The organism is Ruania alkalisoli (assembly GCF_014960965.1).
Taxonomy (GTDB): Bacteria; Actinomycetota; Actinomycetes; order Actinomycetales; family Beutenbergiaceae; genus Ruania; species Ruania alkalisoli.
Map to the genome: position 1 here is coordinate 1,313,326 of NZ_CP063169.1, position 18,700 is coordinate 1,332,025.

Below are 18,700 nucleotides of genomic sequence, written 5' to 3' on the forward strand. Positions count from 1 at the left end.
GGCGGTCGTAAGGTGAGGCTATGAGCCACGACGCAGTCGACGTGATCCGGACCAAGCGCGACGGCGGGCAACTTTCGCCCGACCAGATCGACTGGGTGATCGACGCCTACACCCGCGGCGATGTAGCCGAGGAGCAGATGTCGGCGCTCGCGATGGCGATCCTGCTGCGCGGGATGACTCGCGCCGAGGTGGCACGGTGGACCGGCGCGATGATCGCCTCAGGGGAGCGGATGGACTTCTCGGCCCTGACCCGCCCGACTGTGGACAAGCACTCCACTGGCGGCGTGGGCGACAAGATCACGCTGCCGCTGGCGCCGCTAGTGGCCGTGTTCGACGTGGCCGTGCCGCAGCTCTCCGGCCGCGGGTTGGGGCACACCGGCGGCACGCTGGACAAGCTGGAGTCGATTCCCGGCTGGAGGGCGGCGCTGAGCAATACCGAGATGCTCGCCCAGCTCGACGACGTCGGGGCCGTGATCTGTCAGGCAGGCTCGGGGTTGGCCCCGGCTGACCGCAAGCTCTACGCGTTGCGGGACGTGACCGGCACCGTGGAATCCATCCCGCTGATCGCGTCCTCGATCATGAGCAAGAAGATCGCCGAGGGCACCGGTGCCCTGGTGCTTGACGTCAAGGTCGGGTCCGGCGCCTTCATGAAGGACCTCCAGGATGCCCGTGAGCTCGCCCGAACGATGGTGGACCTTGGCACCGACGCCGGCGTGCGCACCAGCGCATTGCTGACCGACATGTCCACCCCGCTGGGGCTGACTGCCGGCAATGCGCTCGAGGTGCGCGAGTCCGTGGAGGTGCTCGCCGGGGGAGGCCCGCCGGATGTCGTCGAGCTGACCCTCGCGCTGGCACGGGAGATGCTGGATGCAGCAGGTCGGCCCGACGCCGACCCGGCGGCGGCGCTCGCCGACGGCAGGGCGATGGATTCCTGGCGGGCCATGATCATCGCGCAGGGTGGCGACCCGGACGCACCGTTGCCCACCGCCCGGCACACCGAATACCTGCTCGCGCCCGCGGACGGGGTGGTGATGGAGATGGACGCCTACGCCGTCGGGGTGGCAGCCTGGCGACTTGGCGCCGGCCGGGCGCGCAAGGAAGATCCGGTGCAGGCGGCGGCCGGAGTGGAACTGCACGCCAAGCCCGGCGCCCTGGTCAGGGCCGGGGAGCCGCTGATGACCCTGCACACCGACACCCCGGAGCGCTTCACCCGCGCGATGGCGGTGCTCGACGATGCCGTGCAACTGGCACCCGAAGGATCGCGCCCGGCCCGAGCCGGTATCGTGCTCGATCGGATAGGAAGCTGACGAGAGGGAGGCAGCAGGAGTGGAGCCGGCCGAGTACGACGACGAGCACGACGACCCGGACGAGGCCCGTTCCGCCGAGGGGGACGATGCCGAGGAGCAGCAGACCCGTCGTCCGCGTTCGGTGTACGGGGTCGGTACAGAACCTGATGTGCGGTTCTCTCTCGCGAACGAGCGCACCGCGCTGGCGTGGCTGCGCACCGGTCTGACACTTGTGGCTGGTGGTGTCGCACTCACCACTCTCGCCTCTTTCGGTGAGGGCAACGAGGTGCTCGACATCATCGCCGGGATGGCCTGCCTGGCCGGTGGAGTGCTCGCACTGGCAGCGATCTCGGGCTGGCGACGGCGCGAGCGGGCGCTGCGTCTCGGGGAGCCGTTGCCTGCGCCACGGATCCTGCCGGTGCTGGTGGCGGCGGTTGCCCTGTTCGCCCTGGCGATGGCCGGGTATGCGGTCTACCAGGTGGTGGCGTGAGAACTCCCGTGACCACAGCCGGGCTGGAGGGAGACTCCGGAGCGCAACCGCAGCGCACGATGCTCTCCTGGCACCGGACCGTGCTCTCGGTGACGCTCGGTACCTTGGTGGTTTCGCTCACCGCGCAGCGTCAGGAGCACTCGATCATCGCGGCGATCGCGGCGCTGACCGCGTTCGCCCTGCTGGCCACCGTGCTGCGCAGCCTGCGGCGATGGGGACCGTACGCCCCCGCCCGGTGGGATGTGCTGCGGCTGACGTGCGGTGCCGTGGTGGTGCTGGCGGGAATGGGGCTGATGCTCGCCATGGCGAACCTGGTGGGCTGAGGGGACGCGCCTGGTGGTGACTCGCGGATAGGCTCGGCCTCATGACGCTCTCCCCGGATGTGATCGCGACCCTGCCGAAGGTGCTGCTGCACGACCATCTCGATGGCGGGCTGCGCCCCGAGACGATGATCGAGCTCGCCGCGCAGGTCGAGCACGAGTTGCCCGCCACCGACCCTGACGAACTCGGTCGCTGGTTCGTTGACGCCGCCGACTCCGGCACGTTGGTGCGCTACCTCGAGACCTTCGAGCACACCGTGGCCGTGATGCAGACCGAGGAGGCGCTGCACCGGGTGGCCAAGGAGGCGGTGCTCGACCTGGCCGCCGACGGCGTGGTCTACGCCGAGCAGCGGTACGCGCCTGAGCAGCACCAGCGCCGGGGCCTGAGTCTGCAGCAGGTGGTCGATGCGGTGCACGCGGGGATTGCCGACGGCGTAGCCCAGGCCGCCGAGGAAGGCATGCGTATCGAGGTGGGGACCTTACTCTCGGCGATGCGGCAGGCCGACAACGCCGACGAGATCGCCGAGCTCACGATCGCCAATCGTGATGCTGGGACTGTCGGGTTCGACATCGCCGGGCCGGAGGACGGCTTCCCGCCCTCACGCCAGCTCAGCGCGTTCCGGATGCTGCGCGAGGCGAACATGCCCTACACCGCGCACGCCGGGGAGGCTGCCGGTGTGGAGAGCGTCTGGGAGGCGCTGCAGGTATGTGGTGCGCTGCGGTTGGGGCACGGGGTGCGCATCATCGAGGACATCGAGATCGAGACCGTGGAGGACGGGCTGGACGCCACCTTCGGTCAGGTGGCCGCCTGGGTGCTGGACCGCCAGATCCCGTTGGAGGTGTGCCCCTGCTCGAATCTGCAGACGGGCATTGCGCCGACGATCGCGAAGCACCCGGTGAGCACGCTGCGGGACCTGGGTTTCGCCGTCACGATCAACACCGATAACCGGCTCATGTCCGGCACGTCGATGACCCACGAGATGCAGGTGCTGGCCGGCGAGGCCGGCTGGGACCTGGACGATCTGGAGGAGGCGACGCTACAGGCCGCGTGGAACGCATTCGCGCCGTATCACGTGAAGCAGGCGATCGTGATCGACCAGATCATTCCTGGGTTCGAGGCGGCACGCGGCTGACATGCCCCACGGGAGGACGCAGGCTCCATCTCGCGCGAGTCCGAGACCCTCCGTACGTGGGTGCGGCTGCTCACCGCGATAGTCTCGCCGGGCGGAAGGCTCCGCCACGGGGAGCAGCACCTCGGTGCTCGGGGCCGCAGTCAACTATGAATATTGTAGTTTGGACTACTGTAGTCATAGTAAAATGCAGTCATGGTGTCTCGACGCTCGTACGGTTCGTACAACGACGGCTGTGCGTCTGCCCACGCGCTCGATCTCGTCGGGGACCGATGGACGCTGATCGTGGTCCGGGAACTGCTGCTGGGCCCCAAGCGCTTCTCCGACTTGGAGCGGGACATCATCGGAATCGGACCGGCCGTCCTCACCCAGCGCTTGCAGGACCTGACTGCCCGGGGCATCGCCGAACGCCACCGGCTGCCTGGACCGGGGCGGGCCGATGCCTACGAGCTCACCGCGTGGGGCTATCAGCTGGAAGCGGTCAATACGGCGCTCTCAGCGTGGGCGGTCGCCTCCCCAGATCTTCCCCGCGATGCGGATATGAGCGCCGACACCCTCGTCCTGGCGATGCGAGCCCATGCACGGCCACTTCCCGGACTCACGCACGAGTGGCGTGTGAGCCTGAACCTGAGTGACTCCCGGCGCGCTGACGCCGAGCCGGTGGAGTATCTGGCGCGGGTCACCGAGCGCGGTGCGGAGGTGGTCAAGACGTTCTCCCCGCAGCAGGTGGACGCCACGGTCGCGGCCACGACGCGGGAGTGGAAGTCATGCGTGATCGGCGGGGTCGCGCTCGAGGATGCCCCCGGTCTCCACGTCGAGGGAAGTGTCGATGCGGTGCACCGGCTGATCGACGCGACCTCGCTTGCGGGCCCGAGCCTGCAGGCGTAGCCCTATGCGCCGGTCTCCCGCGGCGATCGCGCGCGCGTGAGACACCTCACCGCGCCGTGCAGGTGGCGGCTGTCGATGACATACGCTCATCGGAGCTCAGCTCATCGATACCGCTGCGATCCAGCTATCACCCCGAGGAGATCACCGTGCGCGTACGCGCTCTCATCCCCGCCGCTGCACTCGCCCTCACCCTGGCGGCGTGCACGGACCCCAGCGGCAGCACCGACGGCGACCAGAGCCCCGGTGCCACCGAAGCCTCGTCCCAGTGCGAGACCGGCGCCCTGCCGACCATCACGGATGGCACGCTCACCGTCGGAACGTCGGTTCCCTACGAGCCCTGGTACGTGGGCGAGGACCCGGCCACCGGTGAGGGATTCGAGTCGGCGCTGGTGTACGCGGTGGCCGAGGAACTGGGCTACAGCGTCGATGACGTGGTCTGGGAAGAGGTGACCTTCGAGCAGATCGTCGCCCCGAGCATCAAGCCGTTCGACTTCGCGGCCTACCAGACCACCATCACTGAGGAGCGGGCCGAGGTGGTGGACTTCTCGTCCCCGTACCTGACCACCGCCCAGGGTGTGGTCGTGGACGAGTTGGGTGACTATGCGGACGCCGCAGCGCTCGCCGACTTCGAGGGCGCCCGGGTGGGCGTCACAGCCGGTCAGACCTCGATGCCGATCTCTGAGGCCGCGTGGGGCGACGCCGTCGAGCTCGTGCCCTATGACGATGCCGGCCAGGCGATGCAGGCGATGACCAACGGGCAGATCGACGCTATGGTGATGGACGTCAACCAGGCGATGGCGGCCTCTACCGTGTACTTCCCGGACTCGGACGTGATCGGCACGCTGCCCGAGGAGGGGGACCCGTCTCAGCTCGGGTTCGTGCTCGACCGGGATTCCGAGCTGACCTCGTGTGTCTCGGCCGCTGTGGAGGCACTCGAGGAGGACGGGACGATCGCTGAACTGAGCAGCGAGTGGCTGGGGACCGAGGGGATCCCCGAGCTCGGCTGATCCGACCCGCATGACCACCTGGCAGCCGTCTGAGAGAGCGCTGCAGCGTGCCGCCTACCGGGCGGGGCGCCGTCGGCGTTCGTTCGGCGTGGCACTGCTCAGCACCGTGGTGGTGGCGGCCCTGGCGTGGTGGGTGCTGGTGACCTCGCCCGGCTGGGAGCGCGCACGGGAGACCTTCTTCGACCCGGCCGAGTTCACCGACGTACTGCCCGGGATCGCCGAGGGGCTGTGGCTGAATCTGCGAGTCTGGCTGATCGCCGGGGCAGTCTCGCTGGTGCTCGGATTGCTGCTGGCGATTGCCCGCACGACGACGTCCGCTGCGCTGTTCCCCCTCCGCGCCCTGGTCGTGGGGTACGTGGACATTTTCCGTGGTGTGCCGGTGCTGCTGGTGCTGCTGCTGGTGGGCTTCGGACTGCCGGCGCTGCGGCTGCCGTGGCTGCCGAACCAGGCGGCGTTCCTCGGCTCGCTCGCTCTGGTGCTCACCTACTCGGCGTACCTGTCGGAGATCTTCCGCGCCGGGATCGAGTCGGTGCACCCCTCGCAGGTGGCGGCTGCCCGGGCGTTGGGCCTGACACGCGGGCAGACCACCCGGCGCGTGGTGGTACCGCAGGCCGTTCGCAACGTGGTGCCGGCGCTGCTGAACATGGTGGTGGCGCTGCAGAAGGACTCGGGGTTGATCTCGGTGCTGGGCGCCGTGGACGCGATCCGGGTGGCCGAGATCGCGGTGACCGGGAGCTACAACTTCACCCCGTATGTGGCCGCCGGCTTCCTGTTCCTGCTGGTGTCGGTACCGCTGACGCGGGCGGTGGATGCGTACAACGCTCGCCGGGGCTGGCGGGGCGCGCGTGGTGCTGCGGTGGGCATCCGATGAGCACGACGGCGCCCCCTCCTTCCTCGTCCGGCTCACCTTTGCTGCGGGTGAGCGGGCTGCGCAAGTCCTTCGGTGATCACGTGGTGCTCGACGATCTCGACCTGGAGGTCGCCGAGCACGGTTGCGTGGTGCTCATCGGTGCCTCCGGCTCGGGCAAGTCGACCCTGTTGCGGGCGATCGACCTGCTGGAGGAGGTCGACGATGGTTCGATCGAGCTGCGCGGTGTGGACCTGGCCGACCCGTGGGTGGACGCCGATGCGGCCCGGGCGCGGATGGGGATGGTGTTCCAGGCCTACAACCTGTTCGGCCACATGAGCGTGCTGGACAACGTCACCCTCGCGCCGCGCCTCGTGCACGGGCGGGATAAGCGGGAGGCTGAGGCGGCCGCGGTGGAGATGCTGACCCGCGTGGGCCTGGCGGACAAGATCCGCGCCTACCCGGACCAGCTTTCCGGCGGTCAGCAGCAGCGCGCGGCGATCGCCCGGGCCCTGGTCAACGATCCGGAGCTGCTGCTCCTGGACGAGGTGACGTCGGCGCTCGACCCCGAGCTCGTGGGGGAGGTGCTGGAGCTGCTCGCTGAGCTACGCCGCGAGGGGATGACGATGCTCATTGCCACGCATGAGATGGCGTTCGCCCGGGACGTCGCCGACCAGGTGTGTTTCTTGCATGAGGGGCGCGTGCACGAATCGGGCACTCCGGCGCAGGTGCTGGGAGACCCGCAGCGGACCAGGACGCGGGAGTTCCTGGCGCGGCTGCACGCGTGAGCTGATCTCACGCGGCGGGCGTGAGGCTGTCGCGGACCCTCAGGGACAGGTTGATCGTGAGCAGCGGTACCCGCGGGTGCGGAGTCATCCACGACCTCCCGGACGAGCTGCACGCGGCTCTCCGCCAGCGTGCTCGAAGCGAAGGGATGACGATGTCGGACTATGTGAGCAAGGTGCTGGAGCGAGACCTCTCCAGACCAACAGTTGCGGAGTGGGTCGCACGGCAACGGGGTGGTCCGACGCGCGAGAACGACGTCATGTCAGCACTGGGCGCGGTGCGCGAGCGGGCACTGGTCGCCGACGTAGAGATCCGACTGATCACCTGAGGCACCGCAAGAGGCTTCTCACATCCCCTTCGGGTGCCACACCGTCTTCGTCTCGGTGAACGCGAGGATCGACTCCAGCGACTGCTCGTCCTTCCAGTTCGGCTCACTCTCACCGGCCGGCCGTCGCACCCGCTTGAGGTTCTCGGCGGCGTCCGCCTCCAACTCGCCCCAGGTCAGGTCGGCGGCCCCGGCGGCCCCGACGGCGCCTGCCAGCTCGAGGGCGTTCACGTCCAGGTGTCGGGCCAGGGGAGAGGCGAGCTCCGCCGTCCTGCCGGTGAGCACGTTGACCACACCGCCGGGCACGTCGGAGGTGGCGAGCACCTCGCTGAGCGTGATCGCCGGCAGCGGGCGGTCCTCGGAGGCCACGAGCACCACGGTGTTGCCGGTCACCAGGATCGGTGCGAGCACGGAGACCAGTCCGAGCAGCGACGACTTCTGTGGGGCGATGGCTGCCACCACACCGGTGGGTTCGGGCACCGAGAGGTTGAAGTATGGGCCGGCCACCGGGTTCGCATTCCCTGCTACCTGTGCCACCTTGTCGGTCCAGCCCGCGTACCAGACCCACCGGTCGATGGCGGCGGAGACGGCATCCTCGGCCCGCCGCGCCGAGAGCCCCTCACCGGCGGCCACATCGGCCACGAACTGGGCCCGGCGTCCCTCCAACAGTTCAGCCACCCGGTACAGCACTTGCCCGCGGTTGTACGCCGTCGCGCCGGCCCAGCCGGGCTGTGCCGCCCGGGCGGCGCGCACCGCGTCCCGGGCATCCTTGCGGGAGGCCTGCGCCGCGTTCGCTGCGAATGTGCCCTTCGCGTCGGTCACCTCGTAGGTGCGGCCGGACTCCGAGCGGGGGAACTTCCCGCCGATGAACAGCTTGTAGGTCTTGCGTACGTCCACCCGTGCCGCCGTTGTGGTGCTCATCGCGACTCCCTCTGGTCTGAGCGCTGCGGTGCCTCGCTCCGGAGGCCCTCGTTCCTCACGCCGCCTATTCGGGGGCTCCTCGCGCTCATCCGATCCCTCCCTTGACGTAGGGCGCCAAGCCGTGCCGCCCGCCTTCGCGCCCGTACCCGGACTCCTTGTACCCACCGAACGGGCTGGTCGGGTCGAACCGGTTGAAGGTGTTCGCCCACACCACACCGGCGCGCAGCTTGTCCGCCATCGCGAGGATGCGCGACCCCTTCTCAGTCCAGATACCGGCCGAGAGGCCGTAGGGGGTGTTGTTCGCCTTCGCCACCGCCTCGGCCGGGGTACGGAAGGTCAGCACGCTCAGCACCGGCCCGAAGATCTCCTCCCGGGCGATACGGTGCGCGGCGGAGACGTCGGTGAACACCGTCGGGGCGAAGAACCAGCCCTTCTCCGGCAGCGGGCAGTCGCTGGTCCATCGGGTGGCGCCCTCGTCCTCCCCGGCCTGCGTCAACTCGCGGATCCGGTCGAGCTGACGGGCCGAGTTGATGGCACCCACGTCGGTGTTCTTGTCCAGCGGGTCGCCCACGCGCAGTGTGCCGAGGCGGTCCTTGAGGCGGTCCACCAGCTCGTCCGCGATCGACTCCTGCACCAGCAGCCGCGACCCGGCGCAGCACACCTGCCCCTGATTGAAGAAGATGCCGTTCACGATGCCCTCGATGGCCTGGTCCACGGGGGCGTCGTCGAACACGATGTTCGCGGCCTTGCCGCCCAGTTCCAGCGTGGCCGGCACCCGTGAGCCCGCCAATTGGCGGGCGATCTGCCGTCCGACGGCGGTGCTTCCGGTGAAGGCCACCTTGTCCACATCCGGGTGGGTCACCAGGGCCTGACCGGTAGGGCCGGCACCGGTGACGATGTTCACCACCCCCGGGGGCAGGTCAGCCTGGCGTACCAGGTCGGCGAAGAGCAGCGCCGTCAGCGGGGTGGTCTCCGCCGGCTTGAGCACCACGGTGTTCCCGGCGGCGAGCGCTGGTGCGATCTTCCATGCCAGCATCAGCAGCGGGAAGTTCCACGGGATCACCTGCGCGGCCACACCGCGGGGCTGCGGGTCCGGGCCGAAGCCGGCGTGCTCGAGCTTGTCGGCCCAGCCGGCGTAGTAGAAGAAGTGTGCCGCCGCCGTCGGCACGTCCACATCGCGTGCCTCGCGGATCGGTTTGCCGTTGTCGAGGGTCTCCAGCACCGCGAACTCGCGGGCGCGTTCGGCCAGCAGGCGGGCGATGCGGAACAGGTACTTCGCCCGTTCCGAGCCCGGCATCGGGCCCCAGATCTTCTCTTGGGCCTTGCGGGCCGCGCGGACAGCTCTGTCAATGTCCGCCTCGTCGGCCTCAGCCACCTCGGCGAGGACTTCCTCAGTGGCTGGGTTGACGGTCTTCATCGCCTGCCCGGAGGCGGCGTCGGTGAACTCGCCGTCGATGAACAGCCCATAGGAGGAGTCGATGTCGACGACGGCGCGTGACTCCGGGGCAGGTGCGTACTCGAAGCGGGACATAGCAGCCTTCAGTCTCAGTCGATCGTGACGTAGTCGGGGCCGGAGTAGGCGCCGGTGGCGAGCTTCTGACGCTGCAGCAGCACATCGTTGAGCAGCGAGGAGGCGCCGAACCGGAAGAACTCGGGGTCCAGCCAGGCTTCCCCGGCCACCTCGTTCACAGCCACCAGGTACTTGATCGCGTCCTTGGAGGTGCGGATCCCGCCGGCGGGTTTGACGCCCACCTGCACGCCGGTGGCGGCGAGGAAGTCGCGCACGGCTTCCAGCATGAGCACGGTCACCGGCAAGGTGGCGGCGGGAGAGACCTTCCCGGTCGAGGTCTTGATGAAGTCGGCCCCGGCGAGCATCGACAGCCAGGAGGCGCGGCAGACGTTGTCTGCTGTAGCGAGCTCGCCGGTCTCCAGGATCACCTTCAGGTGCGCGGGTTCTCCGGCTCGCTGCTGGCAGATCTCACGGACGGCGATGATGTCGTCGTAGACCTTGCGGTAGTCACCGGAGAGGAATGCGCCGCGGTCGATCACCATGTCGATCTCCTCGGCTCCGGCCTCCACGGCGTCGGTGGTGTCGGCGAGCCGGGCGGTTCGACCCGCACGACCGGCGGGGAAAGCCGTCGCCACGGCGGCCACGTTGATCGGTGCCGATCCCAGGGCCTGCTTCGCCACGGTCACCATGTCGCCGTACACGCAGACGGCGGCCGGTCGCGGGCAGCTCGGGTCGCCTGGTTCGGGGGTGAGTGCCTTCGCGACGAGTGAGCGCACCCGGCCGGGGGTGTCGGCGCCCTCGAGGGTGGTCAGGTCGGTCATCGTGATGATCGTGTCGAGCGCCCACGCCTTTGACGTGGTCTTGATCGAGCGGGTGCCGAGCACGGCCGCACGCCCGTCCAGGCCCACCTGATCTACGCCCGGCAGACCGTGCAGGAAGGTGCGCAGCGCGCGGTTGCTCAGGTCTGCCGATCCGACGACGGCGGTCGCGTCCGCAGCGACCTGGTCCGCCGTGCGCGCGGCCGGGTGGGTGCCGCCACTGGTCGAGCGCGCCGGGGTAGTCGAGCGCGCGGGGGACGTCGCAGTCATGCGCCCGAGTCTACGTCCTGTGCGACGCGCGTACTGGAGAGAACCCAGCCACCCGGCGGTCGGAAGGCTAGTGCCCGGAGGTGTTCGACCCGAACGCCTGCAGGTAGCGCGGTCCACGAGTGGAGAGCTCGGACTTGAAGTGGCGCGCCCAGGCCGAGTACGGGCGGGCGGCGAGTTGCTCGTTGGCGAACCGGTCGTCGTCGGAGATCTCGGTGGTGCAGAACGCCGGGATCGTCAGATCCGTGACAGGGCTCTCGCGCTCGCATTCGGCGATCACCAGCGGGGCGTTCGTGCCGAGGAACTGGTCCAGCACCCAGCCGTCCTCTCCGAGCCAGACGGCGTGGCGCAGCTTGATCACCTTCGCCCCGCCGCGACGCACCATCTCCTCGGCCACGATCGGGTCCAGCTCGCGCTCGGCCTCGTAGCGGGTGCCACCCGCAGCCGGGCCCTTCGCGGTGAGGGTGCACAGCTCCCACTGCCCGGTGAGTTCGTTGAGGATCGTGGCGGCGTCGGTGGCCGTGTCGGCGCGGGCGAGCGGCGCGGGGGCCGGCGCCTGCAACCGCACCCGCAGCGCGTACCCCTCGGAGGCGAGGAAGTAGGACTGCACGATCACGTCCGGCGTCGGCTCGTCCCACAGGTCTGTGGGCAGCGTGCGCACGAAGAACTTGCGCTCGAACTCGAAGTCGCCGTATCCGGCCTCACTCATACCGCACACGCTACCCGCTTGCCCCGGAATCGCCTCAGATCCCGCGCCGGAGGATGCTCAGACGGATCGAGATGCACTCTGGATGTTCGCTGGCGTCGATGAGAGGGTAGAGAGCGTGCGCACGAAGGTCACCAACGCCGGCGAGGGCGAGACCCGGACTGATGTCGCGTTGCCGGACTTTCCGTATGAGGGTGGGCTCCAGCCGCATGTCGATCTCTATGACAAGGACCTGATGGCCGACCTCGAATCTTGGCCCACGGCCTGAGCAAACGGTCGGCGCGTCAGGTGCGCGCCTCGTGCCGTACCGGCTTCAGCCGCTGAGGTGCATCGGTAGCCGGAGTCCACTCGCAGGTAAAGGTGCCGCGGTAGCCGAACAAGAACCCGAACACCGAGTTCACCACCCGCAGGTCGATGTGGAACTGCTGCTCGGCATCGTCGTACCACTCCCGCAGCCGTGCTCGTCCGCTGAACAGCATCGGGAAGGAGAACCCGACCGGGCCGGTGTAGAAGCGTTGGGCATCTGTGGTGATGACCAGCCCGCCCCGCTCGTCGGCGTGAAGCTCCAGGTCCACCGCCAGGTGCTGATGCGTGCCCAGGTAGTCCACGATCCCGTTCTCGGTGAAGATCATCGTGGCGTCGAAACGGCGCCGCCTGCCGCCGATCTCGTACTCGCGCACCACGGTGACGGTCTCGCGGCCGTACGGGTCCAGGTAGGGGTAGTTCTCCACGGTGAACGGCACCAGCGTGCCCACGTCCGGCACCAGGATGTTCCGCAGCCGGCCGATCTGCAGGAATGGGACCGTCCACCACGGGCCGCGTCGGATCTCCCACATCACCCCACGCCCCGTGCAGGCCTCGCCGGAGTCCAGCCCCACACCGAACCGGCGCTGCAGCATCGGGTGCAGGCGCTCGAACTCGTCACCCATCGCGCGGGCGAAGATCGACGTCATCGGTGGCGTCCCTTCGGGTCGGCCAGCGAGGCAAGCGTGGCAGGTGCATCCGCCAGGTGATCGGCCCGACGGCGTCCCCCGGCCCACCGGGCGTGCAGAGCTGGGTCCTGACTTAACTGCCAGACCCGCTCGAGGGGTGCCGCGATACTGATCTCCACATAGATCCCCCGGGTGCCCCATACCTGCCGAGCGTACGCCCGGGCGAGCCGTGATCGCCCGGGCGCGCTCCGCCGTCATGGGTCTATACCCACTGCACCAGCTGGAAGATCACCCCGTTCGGGTCGCGCATCTGGAAGTACCGCTCGCCCCAGGATTCAGTCTCGATCGGGGTGGCGATCTCGACCCCTTCGCCTCGCAGCCGTGCGTACTCGGCGTCGATGTCATCCACCACGAAGACCACCAGCAGGCCATCGGCGTGGCCGGCAGCCGAGGGCGGCTGGAAGGTGGACAGGCCCGTGCGCAGGTAGATGAGGTTGAACCCCGCTTCGGGGTGGGCCAGGGAGGCGAACCCGTCGGCTGACATCTCCTCGGCGAACCCCAGGTGGCGCGTGGCCCACGTGGCCGAGGCGGTGACGTCGTCGACATTCAGGCTCAGGGCGGTGGCGGTGATGGGCATAGGTGACTCCAATCTCTGTACGATGTACGGAGATAAGAAGGCTGGGAGGGGAGGATCTATTCCATGGCCGATCCAGATCGCTTGCTGACCTTGCTGTGGCGTCACGACCTGCCCACGCATCGTCGGCGCGGGCCAGTGCCTGGGCATTCAGTCGATGAGCTCGTACACGCCGCGGTGGCCCTCGCCGATCACGACGGGATCACTTCCGTCACGATGCGCGCCCTCGCCCGGGAGGTCGGGATCGCCCCGATGTCTGTCTACACGCACGTACCCGACCGGGAGGCACTGCTGGCACTGATGGTCGACCACGTGCTCGGCGAGCTGCCGACCGCCTCATGGGGCCGCCTCGGGTGGCGGCGCCGGGTGCGGCAGGTGGCCGACGCGCACCTGGCCCTGCTCGCCGCACATCCCTGGCTCACCGACGCCGACGCCCTGAACCGGCCCTCGCTCGGGCCGGGTGGCGTCGGAGCCTATGAGTGGGAGCTGGGGGCGTTCACTCCCCTCGGGCTCGACGATCTGAGCACCGACCGCGCACGGGCGCTGGTGCTCGCCTTCGTGCGGGAGAACGCCCGGTCGGGCCGGCAGGCGCGAGCTGCTGCGGCTGCGCAGAGTGATCAGGATTGGTGGGACGCACACGGGCCGGTGCTCGCGCAGGTGGCCACCGCGGGCCGGTACCCGCTCGCGACCCGCATCGGCTCGGCGGCGGGTCAGGTGCAAGGGTCGGCCTATGACGGCGACGGGGCGTACGAGTTCGGGGTGGAACGGATCATTGACGGTCTCGCGGCGATGCTCAGGTGAAAAACCGGAACAACGGCGAGTCCGGGGAGATCACCTCGTAGTGGAGCCCGGAGGCATCCATCCGCTCGCGGAGGGGCTCATAGCCGTCCGCCGATCCGAGCGTCAGACCCACGAACGCCGGCCCGGTCTCCCGGTTGGAACGCTTGGTGTACTCGAACAGGGAGATGTCGTCCTCCGGTCCGAGCACGTGGTCCAGGAAACGGCGCAGGGCTCCGGGCTCCTGCGGGAAGTCGATCACAAAGTAGTGCCGCAGGCCGGAGTGGAGCAGGGCACGCTCCTCCACCTCGGCGTAACGGGAGATGTCGTTGTTCCCGCCGGAGAGCACGCACACCACGGTCTGGCCCGGGTGGATCTCCACCGGTGCCCCTGATCCGGCCGGGCCCACGGCAGCGAGCGCGAGCGTCCCGGCCGGTTCGGCGACGATCCCCTCGGTCTGATACAACGCCAGCATCTCCGCGCAGAGCCTGCCCTCAGGCACCGTGGTCATCGCCAGCTGCAGTGCTGAGGCGATCTCGAACGGGACCTGACCGACCTGACGCACCGCGGCGCCGTCGACGAAGGTATCGATCTCCTCCAGCCGCACCGGTCCGCCGGCCACCAGTGCCGCTGCCATACTCGCCGCCCCGCCTGGCTCCACGCCGACCACGCGTGTGCCCGGGCACGCATCGGCGAGGTACGTGCCCATCCCGGCGATCAAGCCGCCGCCGCCCACCGGCACGACCACCAGATCCGGAGGATGGCCCAGCTGGTCGTGCAGCTCTTTCGCCACCGTGCCCTGCCCGGCGATCGTGCGCGCGTCGTCGAACGGGTGCACCTGTACGGCACCGTCCGCCTCTGCGAAGTCCCGTGCCGCGGCCGACGCCTCATCGAATGTCGACCCCACGGGCACCAGCGTCACCTGCTCGCCACCCAGTTCGGCGATCCGTTCCAGCTTCTGTTTCGGCGTGGTCCGAGGAACGAAGATCCGCCCGGCGATGTCCAGCTCGTGGCAGGCCTTCGCCACACCCTGCGCATGGTTCCCGGCGCTCGCGCATACCACCCCGCGAGCCCGCTCGGACTCGGTCAGGCGCAGCATCAGGTTGAACGCGCCCCGCACCTTGTACGAGCGCACGCTCTGCTGATCCTCGCGCTTGAGCAGCACCGTGGCGCCGGTGGCGAGACTCATCCGCTCCCACCGTTGCAGCGGGGTGCGTTCAACAGCGTGCTGGACCCGTTGCGCCGCCTCCCGGACGGCGGCAGCGGTCACGGTGGGAGAGAGCGCGGGCATGAACCGGAGTCTAGAGGTGGTCGCGGCGGGCGCCGATTCCGTCTTGTCGGGGGCATGTGTTAGACCGGGGGCATGGATGCTTGGCTCGTTGCCCTGATCACGATCGCCGCCGCTGCGGCTGGAGTGGTGGTCCTGCTCCTCGCCGCCAACGTGGTGCTGCTGCGCATCGGGCGCCGGATCCGCCTCGTCCGCACCGCCTGGTTGAAGATGCGACGTCCGCTGGCCGCGCTGCTGCTCTCGATCGCTGTGCGCGTCGCGGTGTCCCAGACGCTGGAGGACTCCACGCTGCGGACGGTGGCGATGCACGCGCTGCTGATCGCGATCCTCGTCTCAGCCGTCTGGTTCGTCGAACGGCTCGTCCTGGCCTGGCTGGTGCACCTGCAGGAGCACATGATGGCGCGGATGCACGACGACGATCGGGCACGACGCCGGGTCGAGACGCAGATGATCCTCATCCGCCGCATCGTGGATGTCGCCTTTGCAGTGATCGCCGTGGCGATGGTGCTCCTCACCTTCCCGGGTGTGGAGCGGATCGGTGCGACCGTGCTGGCCTCGGCCGGTCTGTTCTCCGTGGTGCTCGGTATCGCCGCTCAGTCCACTCTCGGGAACGTCTTCGCCGGTATGCAGCTCGCCTTCACCGATGCGATCCGCATCGGGGACGTCGTCGAGGTCGACGGTACGTGGAGCACGATCGAGGACATCACCCTCTCCTACGTGGTGGTCAGCATCTGGGACGAGCGTCACAAGGTGCTGCCCTCGACCTACTTCACCACCACGCCGTTCATCAACTGGAGCCGCACAGGTGACACCGTCACCGGGGTCATCTACTTCTCGCTCGACTGGCGGGTCGATCTGACCCGTCTGCGCGCGGCCTTCGAGAAGATCGTCGACGAGAGCGGACTGTGGGACGGGCGCGCGCGTTCGATCCTGGTCACCGACTCCACCGGGGACCGGCTGACTGTGCGGGCGCTCGTGACCAGCGTGAACAGCGACGCCGACTGGACCCTGCGTTGCTATGTGCGTGAACACCTGGCGATGTGGGTGCGTGAAAACAACCCGGAGGCGCTGCCCGTGCAGCGGGTGATCCTTCCCGACGAGCTCGAACGCGCCACCGTGGAACGACCGGCCGTTCGACGAGACTGAGGCGATAGCACCGGTCCGAGACGGCACTCGTCCGGCTCAGAGGCCGGCTGCCTCACTCACGTCGGCGATGAGGTCCTGCAGCCTGGTGGCCGCTCGCGCGCGTGCCGAGGCCACCGGTTCGCCGTCCTCCACCGGTTCGACCACTTCCAGGTAGCACTTGACCTTCGGCTCGGTGCCGCTGGGGCGCACGATCACGCGGTCCCCGGCCCCCGTCAGATACAGCAGCCCGTCGGTGGGCGGCAGGTCCGGCTCGCCTGGAGCGCCGCCGTCGCGCAAATCGACTGCATTCACGACGGCGGAGCCCGCCAGTGCGGTCGGCGGCGCCTGCCGTAGGCGCTCCATCGTGCGGGAGATCCTGGCCAGATCGCTCACGCGCACCGTGAGCGGTGCTGTCGCGTGCACTCCGTGCGTGCGTGCCAGATCATCGAGAGCGCCGAGCATCGTCCGCCCCTGCGCATGCAAGCCGGCGGCAAGGTCGGCGATCCGGACGGCGGCGCTGATGCCGTCCTTGTCACGGACGGCGCCGGGGTCGACGCAATAGCCGAGTGCCTCCTCGTAGCCGTACACCAGGCCCGGCACCCGGCTGATCCACTTGAACCCGGTCAGCGTCGAGCGGTGCTGCAACCCATGCGCGGCAGCGATCGAGGCCAGCAGCCGCGAGGAGACGATGGAACTGGCCAGCACCGCCTCAACCGCATCGCCGGACGCCAGCCGTGCCGCCTGCTCCCCAAGCAGGGCGCCCACCTCGTCACCGGTGAGCTGCCGCCAGCCACCCTCGGTGCCGGGGTCGGGAACGGCAACGGAGCAACGGTCGGCATCCGGATCGTTCGCGAGCACCAGGTCCGCGTCGCCGGCGCGCGCTGCCGCGAGGGCCAAGTCCAGCGCTCCGGGTTCTTCCGGGTTGGGGAAGGCGACGGTAGGGAAGTCGGGATCGGGGTCAGCCTGCTCACGGACAAGCTGGACGTCGCCGAACCCTGCCGTCCGCAACACCTCATGCGCAAGCGCGCCACCCACCCCGTGCATGGGAGTGAGCACGATCCGCAACCCGGCCCGGGCTGGAGCGGAGGTCTCGTCACTGGTGAGGGATGCGGCGCGGGTGAGGTACGCCGTCGTGAGATCTTCCCCGAGCACCTCGATCGTGCCGCCGGTGCGCTCAGCATCCTCGGCCGCACGCGGGACGGACGCCACGGAGACCACCGCGGCGATGTGAGCCGCGATCTCAGCATCGGCCGGTGGCACGATCTGCGCCCCCTCACCGGCGCCGGTGACAACTCGACCACCGAGGTAAACCTTGTACCCGTTGTCCTCGGGTGGGTTGTGCGAGGCGGTCACCATCACCCCGGCGTCAGCACGCAGGTACCGGACGGCGAACGCGAGCACCGGCGTCGGCAGCGCCCCGGGGAGCAGCAACGCCCGCCCTCCCTCGCCCGCGACCACCTCGGCGGTGTCCTGCGCGAAGGCCTGGGACCCGTAGCGGGCGTCGTACCCGATCACCACCGTGGGCGCGGCGCCCCGGAGAGACTCGCGCAGGAACGCCACCAGCCCCGCGGCGGCACGGATCACCACCGCCCGGTTCATCCGGTGCGGACCCGCGCCGAGCCGTCCTCGCAGCCCCGCAGTGCCGAACGTCAGCGGGCCGGAGAACCGGTCAGCGAGGCCGGCCAGCGCGGCTTCGCGCTCGGCTTCCTCCACCCCGCCACCCTCGGCGTAGGTCAGCAACTCGCGCAGCTCGTCGACCGTCGCCGGGTCGGGATCGTCCTCGACCCAGGTGCGCACCTGGGTGAGCAGTTCCTCGTGATCGCCCCCGGCGCTCATGGCAGCGCCCGGCGCACGATCTGGGCCAGCAGCTCCGAAATGCGGGGTGCCGCAGCCTGACCCGCCTCGAGCACCTCCGCGTGCGAGAGCGGCTCCGGCGAGATCCCCGCCGCCAGGTTGGTCACCAGCGAGACGCCCAGAACCTCCAGCCCCGCGTGCCGGGCCGCGATCGCCTCCAGCGCCGTCGACATCCCCACCAGGTCGCCCCCGAGCCGGCCGGCCATCTGCACCTCCGCGGGCGTCTCGTAGTGCGGGCCCCGGAACTGGCAGTAGACGCCCTCGTCCAGGCTGGCGTCCACCTCCCGGGCGATCGCTCGCAGCCGCGGGGAGTACAGATCGGTGAGATCGACGAACGTCGCGCCCTCCAGCGGGGAGGTCGCGGTGAGGTTGAGATGATCGCTGATCAACACCGGCGTGCCGGGCGCCCACTCCGGACGCAGCCCGCCGCACCCGTTGGTCAGCACCACGATCCCGGCGCCGGCGGCCGCCGCTGTTCTCACGCCGTGCGCCACCCGCCGCACACCCCGGCCCTCGTAGAAGTGCGTTCGCGCGCCCAGCACCAGGGCGTGCCGGCTGGTGCCCTGGGCGTCGGTGTAGCGCACCGAGCGCAACGTGCCCGAATGCCCCGGAACACCAGAGCGGCTGAAACCAGGAACCTCCTCGGCCGGGATCTGCGCGATCGTCTCGCCGAGCACGTCCGCCGCCGGTCCCCACCCGGAACCGAGGACGAGGGCGATGTCGTGCCGTTTGACCCCGGAGCGGTCGGCGATCACGGCAGCTGCCTGCCGCGCTGCCGCCATCGGGTCG

Annotated in this window: 21 protein-coding genes; 12 read left to right on the forward strand and 9 right to left on the reverse strand. The window is 69.4% G+C overall.

What is annotated here, in order from left to right; all coding sequences use genetic code 11:
- The first annotated feature begins 20 nt into the window (after positions 1–20).
- From IM660_RS05545 to IM660_RS05585, 9 genes are all read left to right on the forward strand, one after another.
- Entirely contained in the window at positions 21–1,307 is a 1,287-nt protein-coding gene (locus tag IM660_RS05545; protein ID WP_193498393.1) for a thymidine phosphorylase, read from the forward strand.
- 19 nt (positions 1,308–1,326) lie between these two features.
- The gene (locus IM660_RS05550) at positions 1,327–1,776 is read left to right on the forward strand and encodes a YidH family protein (RefSeq protein WP_210769082.1); all 450 of its coding nucleotides are present in this window, start codon (positions 1,327–1,329) and stop codon (positions 1,774–1,776) included.
- On the forward strand, positions 1,773–2,099 hold the full coding sequence (locus tag IM660_RS05555) for a DUF202 domain-containing protein (RefSeq protein WP_193498394.1): 327 nt from the start codon (positions 1,773–1,775) through the stop codon (positions 2,097–2,099). The genes IM660_RS05550 and IM660_RS05555 overlap by 4 nt, the downstream gene beginning before the upstream one ends.
- Positions 2,100–2,140: 41 nt before the next feature.
- The gene (locus tag IM660_RS05560; RefSeq protein ID WP_193498395.1) at positions 2,141–3,229 is read left to right on the forward strand and encodes an adenosine deaminase; all 1,089 of its coding nucleotides are present in this window, start codon (positions 2,141–2,143) and stop codon (positions 3,227–3,229) included.
- A 192-nt stretch (positions 3,230–3,421) separates the two neighbouring features.
- Positions 3,422–4,114, forward strand: a complete 693-nt coding sequence (locus tag IM660_RS05565; protein ID WP_193498396.1) for a winged helix-turn-helix transcriptional regulator — start codon at positions 3,422–3,424, stop codon at positions 4,112–4,114.
- A 146-nt stretch (positions 4,115–4,260) separates the two neighbouring features.
- A complete protein-coding gene (locus tag IM660_RS05570; protein ID WP_193498397.1) occupies positions 4,261–5,121 on the forward strand; it encodes an ABC transporter substrate-binding protein in 861 nt (286 codons plus the stop codon).
- A gap of 10 nt (positions 5,122–5,131) precedes the next feature.
- The gene (locus IM660_RS05575; protein ID WP_193498398.1) at positions 5,132–5,992 is read left to right on the forward strand and encodes an amino acid ABC transporter permease; all 861 of its coding nucleotides are present in this window, start codon (positions 5,132–5,134) and stop codon (positions 5,990–5,992) included.
- Positions 5,989–6,756: an amino acid ABC transporter ATP-binding protein gene (locus IM660_RS05580; RefSeq protein WP_193498399.1), complete on the forward strand. Its 768-nt coding sequence runs from the start codon at positions 5,989–5,991 to the stop codon at positions 6,754–6,756. Before IM660_RS05575 ends, IM660_RS05580 begins: the two co-directional genes overlap by 4 nt.
- A gap of 56 nt (positions 6,757–6,812) precedes the next feature.
- Complete coding sequence (locus IM660_RS05585) at positions 6,813–7,082, forward strand: FitA-like ribbon-helix-helix domain-containing protein (protein WP_193498400.1); 270 nt, start codon at positions 6,813–6,815, stop codon at positions 7,080–7,082.
- Positions 7,083–7,100: 18 nt separating this feature from the next.
- Here IM660_RS05585 and IM660_RS05590 read toward each other — a convergent pair whose 3' ends face one another.
- From IM660_RS05590 to IM660_RS05605, 4 genes are all read right to left on the reverse strand, one after another.
- On the reverse strand, positions 7,101–8,000 hold the full coding sequence (locus tag IM660_RS05590) for an aldehyde dehydrogenase family protein (RefSeq protein WP_193498401.1): 900 nt from the start codon (positions 7,998–8,000) through the stop codon (positions 7,101–7,103).
- 85 nt (positions 8,001–8,085) lie between these two features.
- Positions 8,086–9,531: an aldehyde dehydrogenase family protein gene (locus IM660_RS05595; protein ID WP_193498402.1), complete on the reverse strand. Its 1,446-nt coding sequence runs from the start codon at positions 9,529–9,531 to the stop codon at positions 8,086–8,088.
- A gap of 14 nt (positions 9,532–9,545) precedes the next feature.
- Positions 9,546–10,598 carry a deoxyribose-phosphate aldolase gene (gene deoC, locus IM660_RS05600; protein WP_193498403.1) on the reverse strand — a complete coding sequence of 351 codons (1,053 nt, stop codon included), beginning with the start codon at positions 10,596–10,598 and terminating at the stop codon, positions 9,546–9,548.
- Between the two features lie 67 nt (positions 10,599–10,665).
- A complete protein-coding gene (locus IM660_RS05605; RefSeq protein ID WP_193498404.1) occupies positions 10,666–11,304 on the reverse strand; it encodes a CYTH domain-containing protein in 639 nt (212 codons plus the stop codon).
- 115 nt (positions 11,305–11,419) lie between these two features.
- Between IM660_RS05605 and IM660_RS05610 the strand changes: the two genes are divergently transcribed.
- Positions 11,420–11,569, forward strand: coding sequence for a hypothetical protein (locus tag IM660_RS05610; RefSeq protein WP_193498405.1), 150 nt, complete (start codon positions 11,420–11,422; stop codon positions 11,567–11,569).
- Between the two features lie 16 nt (positions 11,570–11,585).
- Here IM660_RS05610 and IM660_RS05615 read toward each other — a convergent pair whose 3' ends face one another.
- Together IM660_RS05615 and IM660_RS05620 are read right to left on the reverse strand one after the other, a co-directional pair.
- Positions 11,586–12,254, reverse strand: coding sequence for a DUF4166 domain-containing protein (locus IM660_RS05615; protein WP_193498406.1), 669 nt, complete (start codon positions 12,252–12,254; stop codon positions 11,586–11,588).
- 241 nt (positions 12,255–12,495) lie between these two features.
- A complete protein-coding gene (locus tag IM660_RS05620) occupies positions 12,496–12,870 on the reverse strand; it encodes a VOC family protein (RefSeq protein ID WP_193498407.1) in 375 nt (124 codons plus the stop codon).
- Positions 12,871–12,933: 63 nt separating this feature from the next.
- On the opposite strand from IM660_RS05620, the gene IM660_RS05625 reads away from it, so the two are divergent.
- The gene (locus IM660_RS05625; protein WP_193498408.1) at positions 12,934–13,668 is read left to right on the forward strand and encodes a TetR/AcrR family transcriptional regulator; all 735 of its coding nucleotides are present in this window, start codon (positions 12,934–12,936) and stop codon (positions 13,666–13,668) included.
- Here the strand turns inward: IM660_RS05625 and ilvA are convergent.
- A complete protein-coding gene (gene ilvA, locus IM660_RS05630; RefSeq protein WP_193498409.1) occupies positions 13,661–14,935 on the reverse strand; it encodes a threonine ammonia-lyase IlvA in 1,275 nt (424 codons plus the stop codon). The two genes, IM660_RS05625 and ilvA, sit on opposite strands and share 8 nt — an antisense overlap.
- Before the next feature lie 72 nt (positions 14,936–15,007).
- Between ilvA and IM660_RS05635 the strand changes: the two genes are divergently transcribed.
- Entirely contained in the window at positions 15,008–16,078 is a 1,071-nt protein-coding gene (locus IM660_RS05635; protein WP_193498410.1) for a mechanosensitive ion channel family protein, read from the forward strand.
- Between the two features lie 36 nt (positions 16,079–16,114).
- On the opposite strand, the gene IM660_RS05640 is transcribed toward IM660_RS05635, so the two are convergent.
- Positions 16,115–17,893, reverse strand: a complete 1,779-nt coding sequence (locus IM660_RS05640) for a phospho-sugar mutase (protein ID WP_193498411.1) — start codon at positions 17,891–17,893, stop codon at positions 16,115–16,117.
- Positions 17,890–18,693 (reverse strand): purine-nucleoside phosphorylase, encoded by an 804-nt coding sequence (locus IM660_RS05645; RefSeq protein WP_193499240.1) that lies wholly within the window; start codon positions 18,691–18,693, stop codon positions 17,890–17,892. The genes IM660_RS05640 and IM660_RS05645 overlap by 4 nt, the downstream gene beginning before the upstream one ends.
- Positions 18,694–18,700 lie beyond the last annotated feature (7 nt).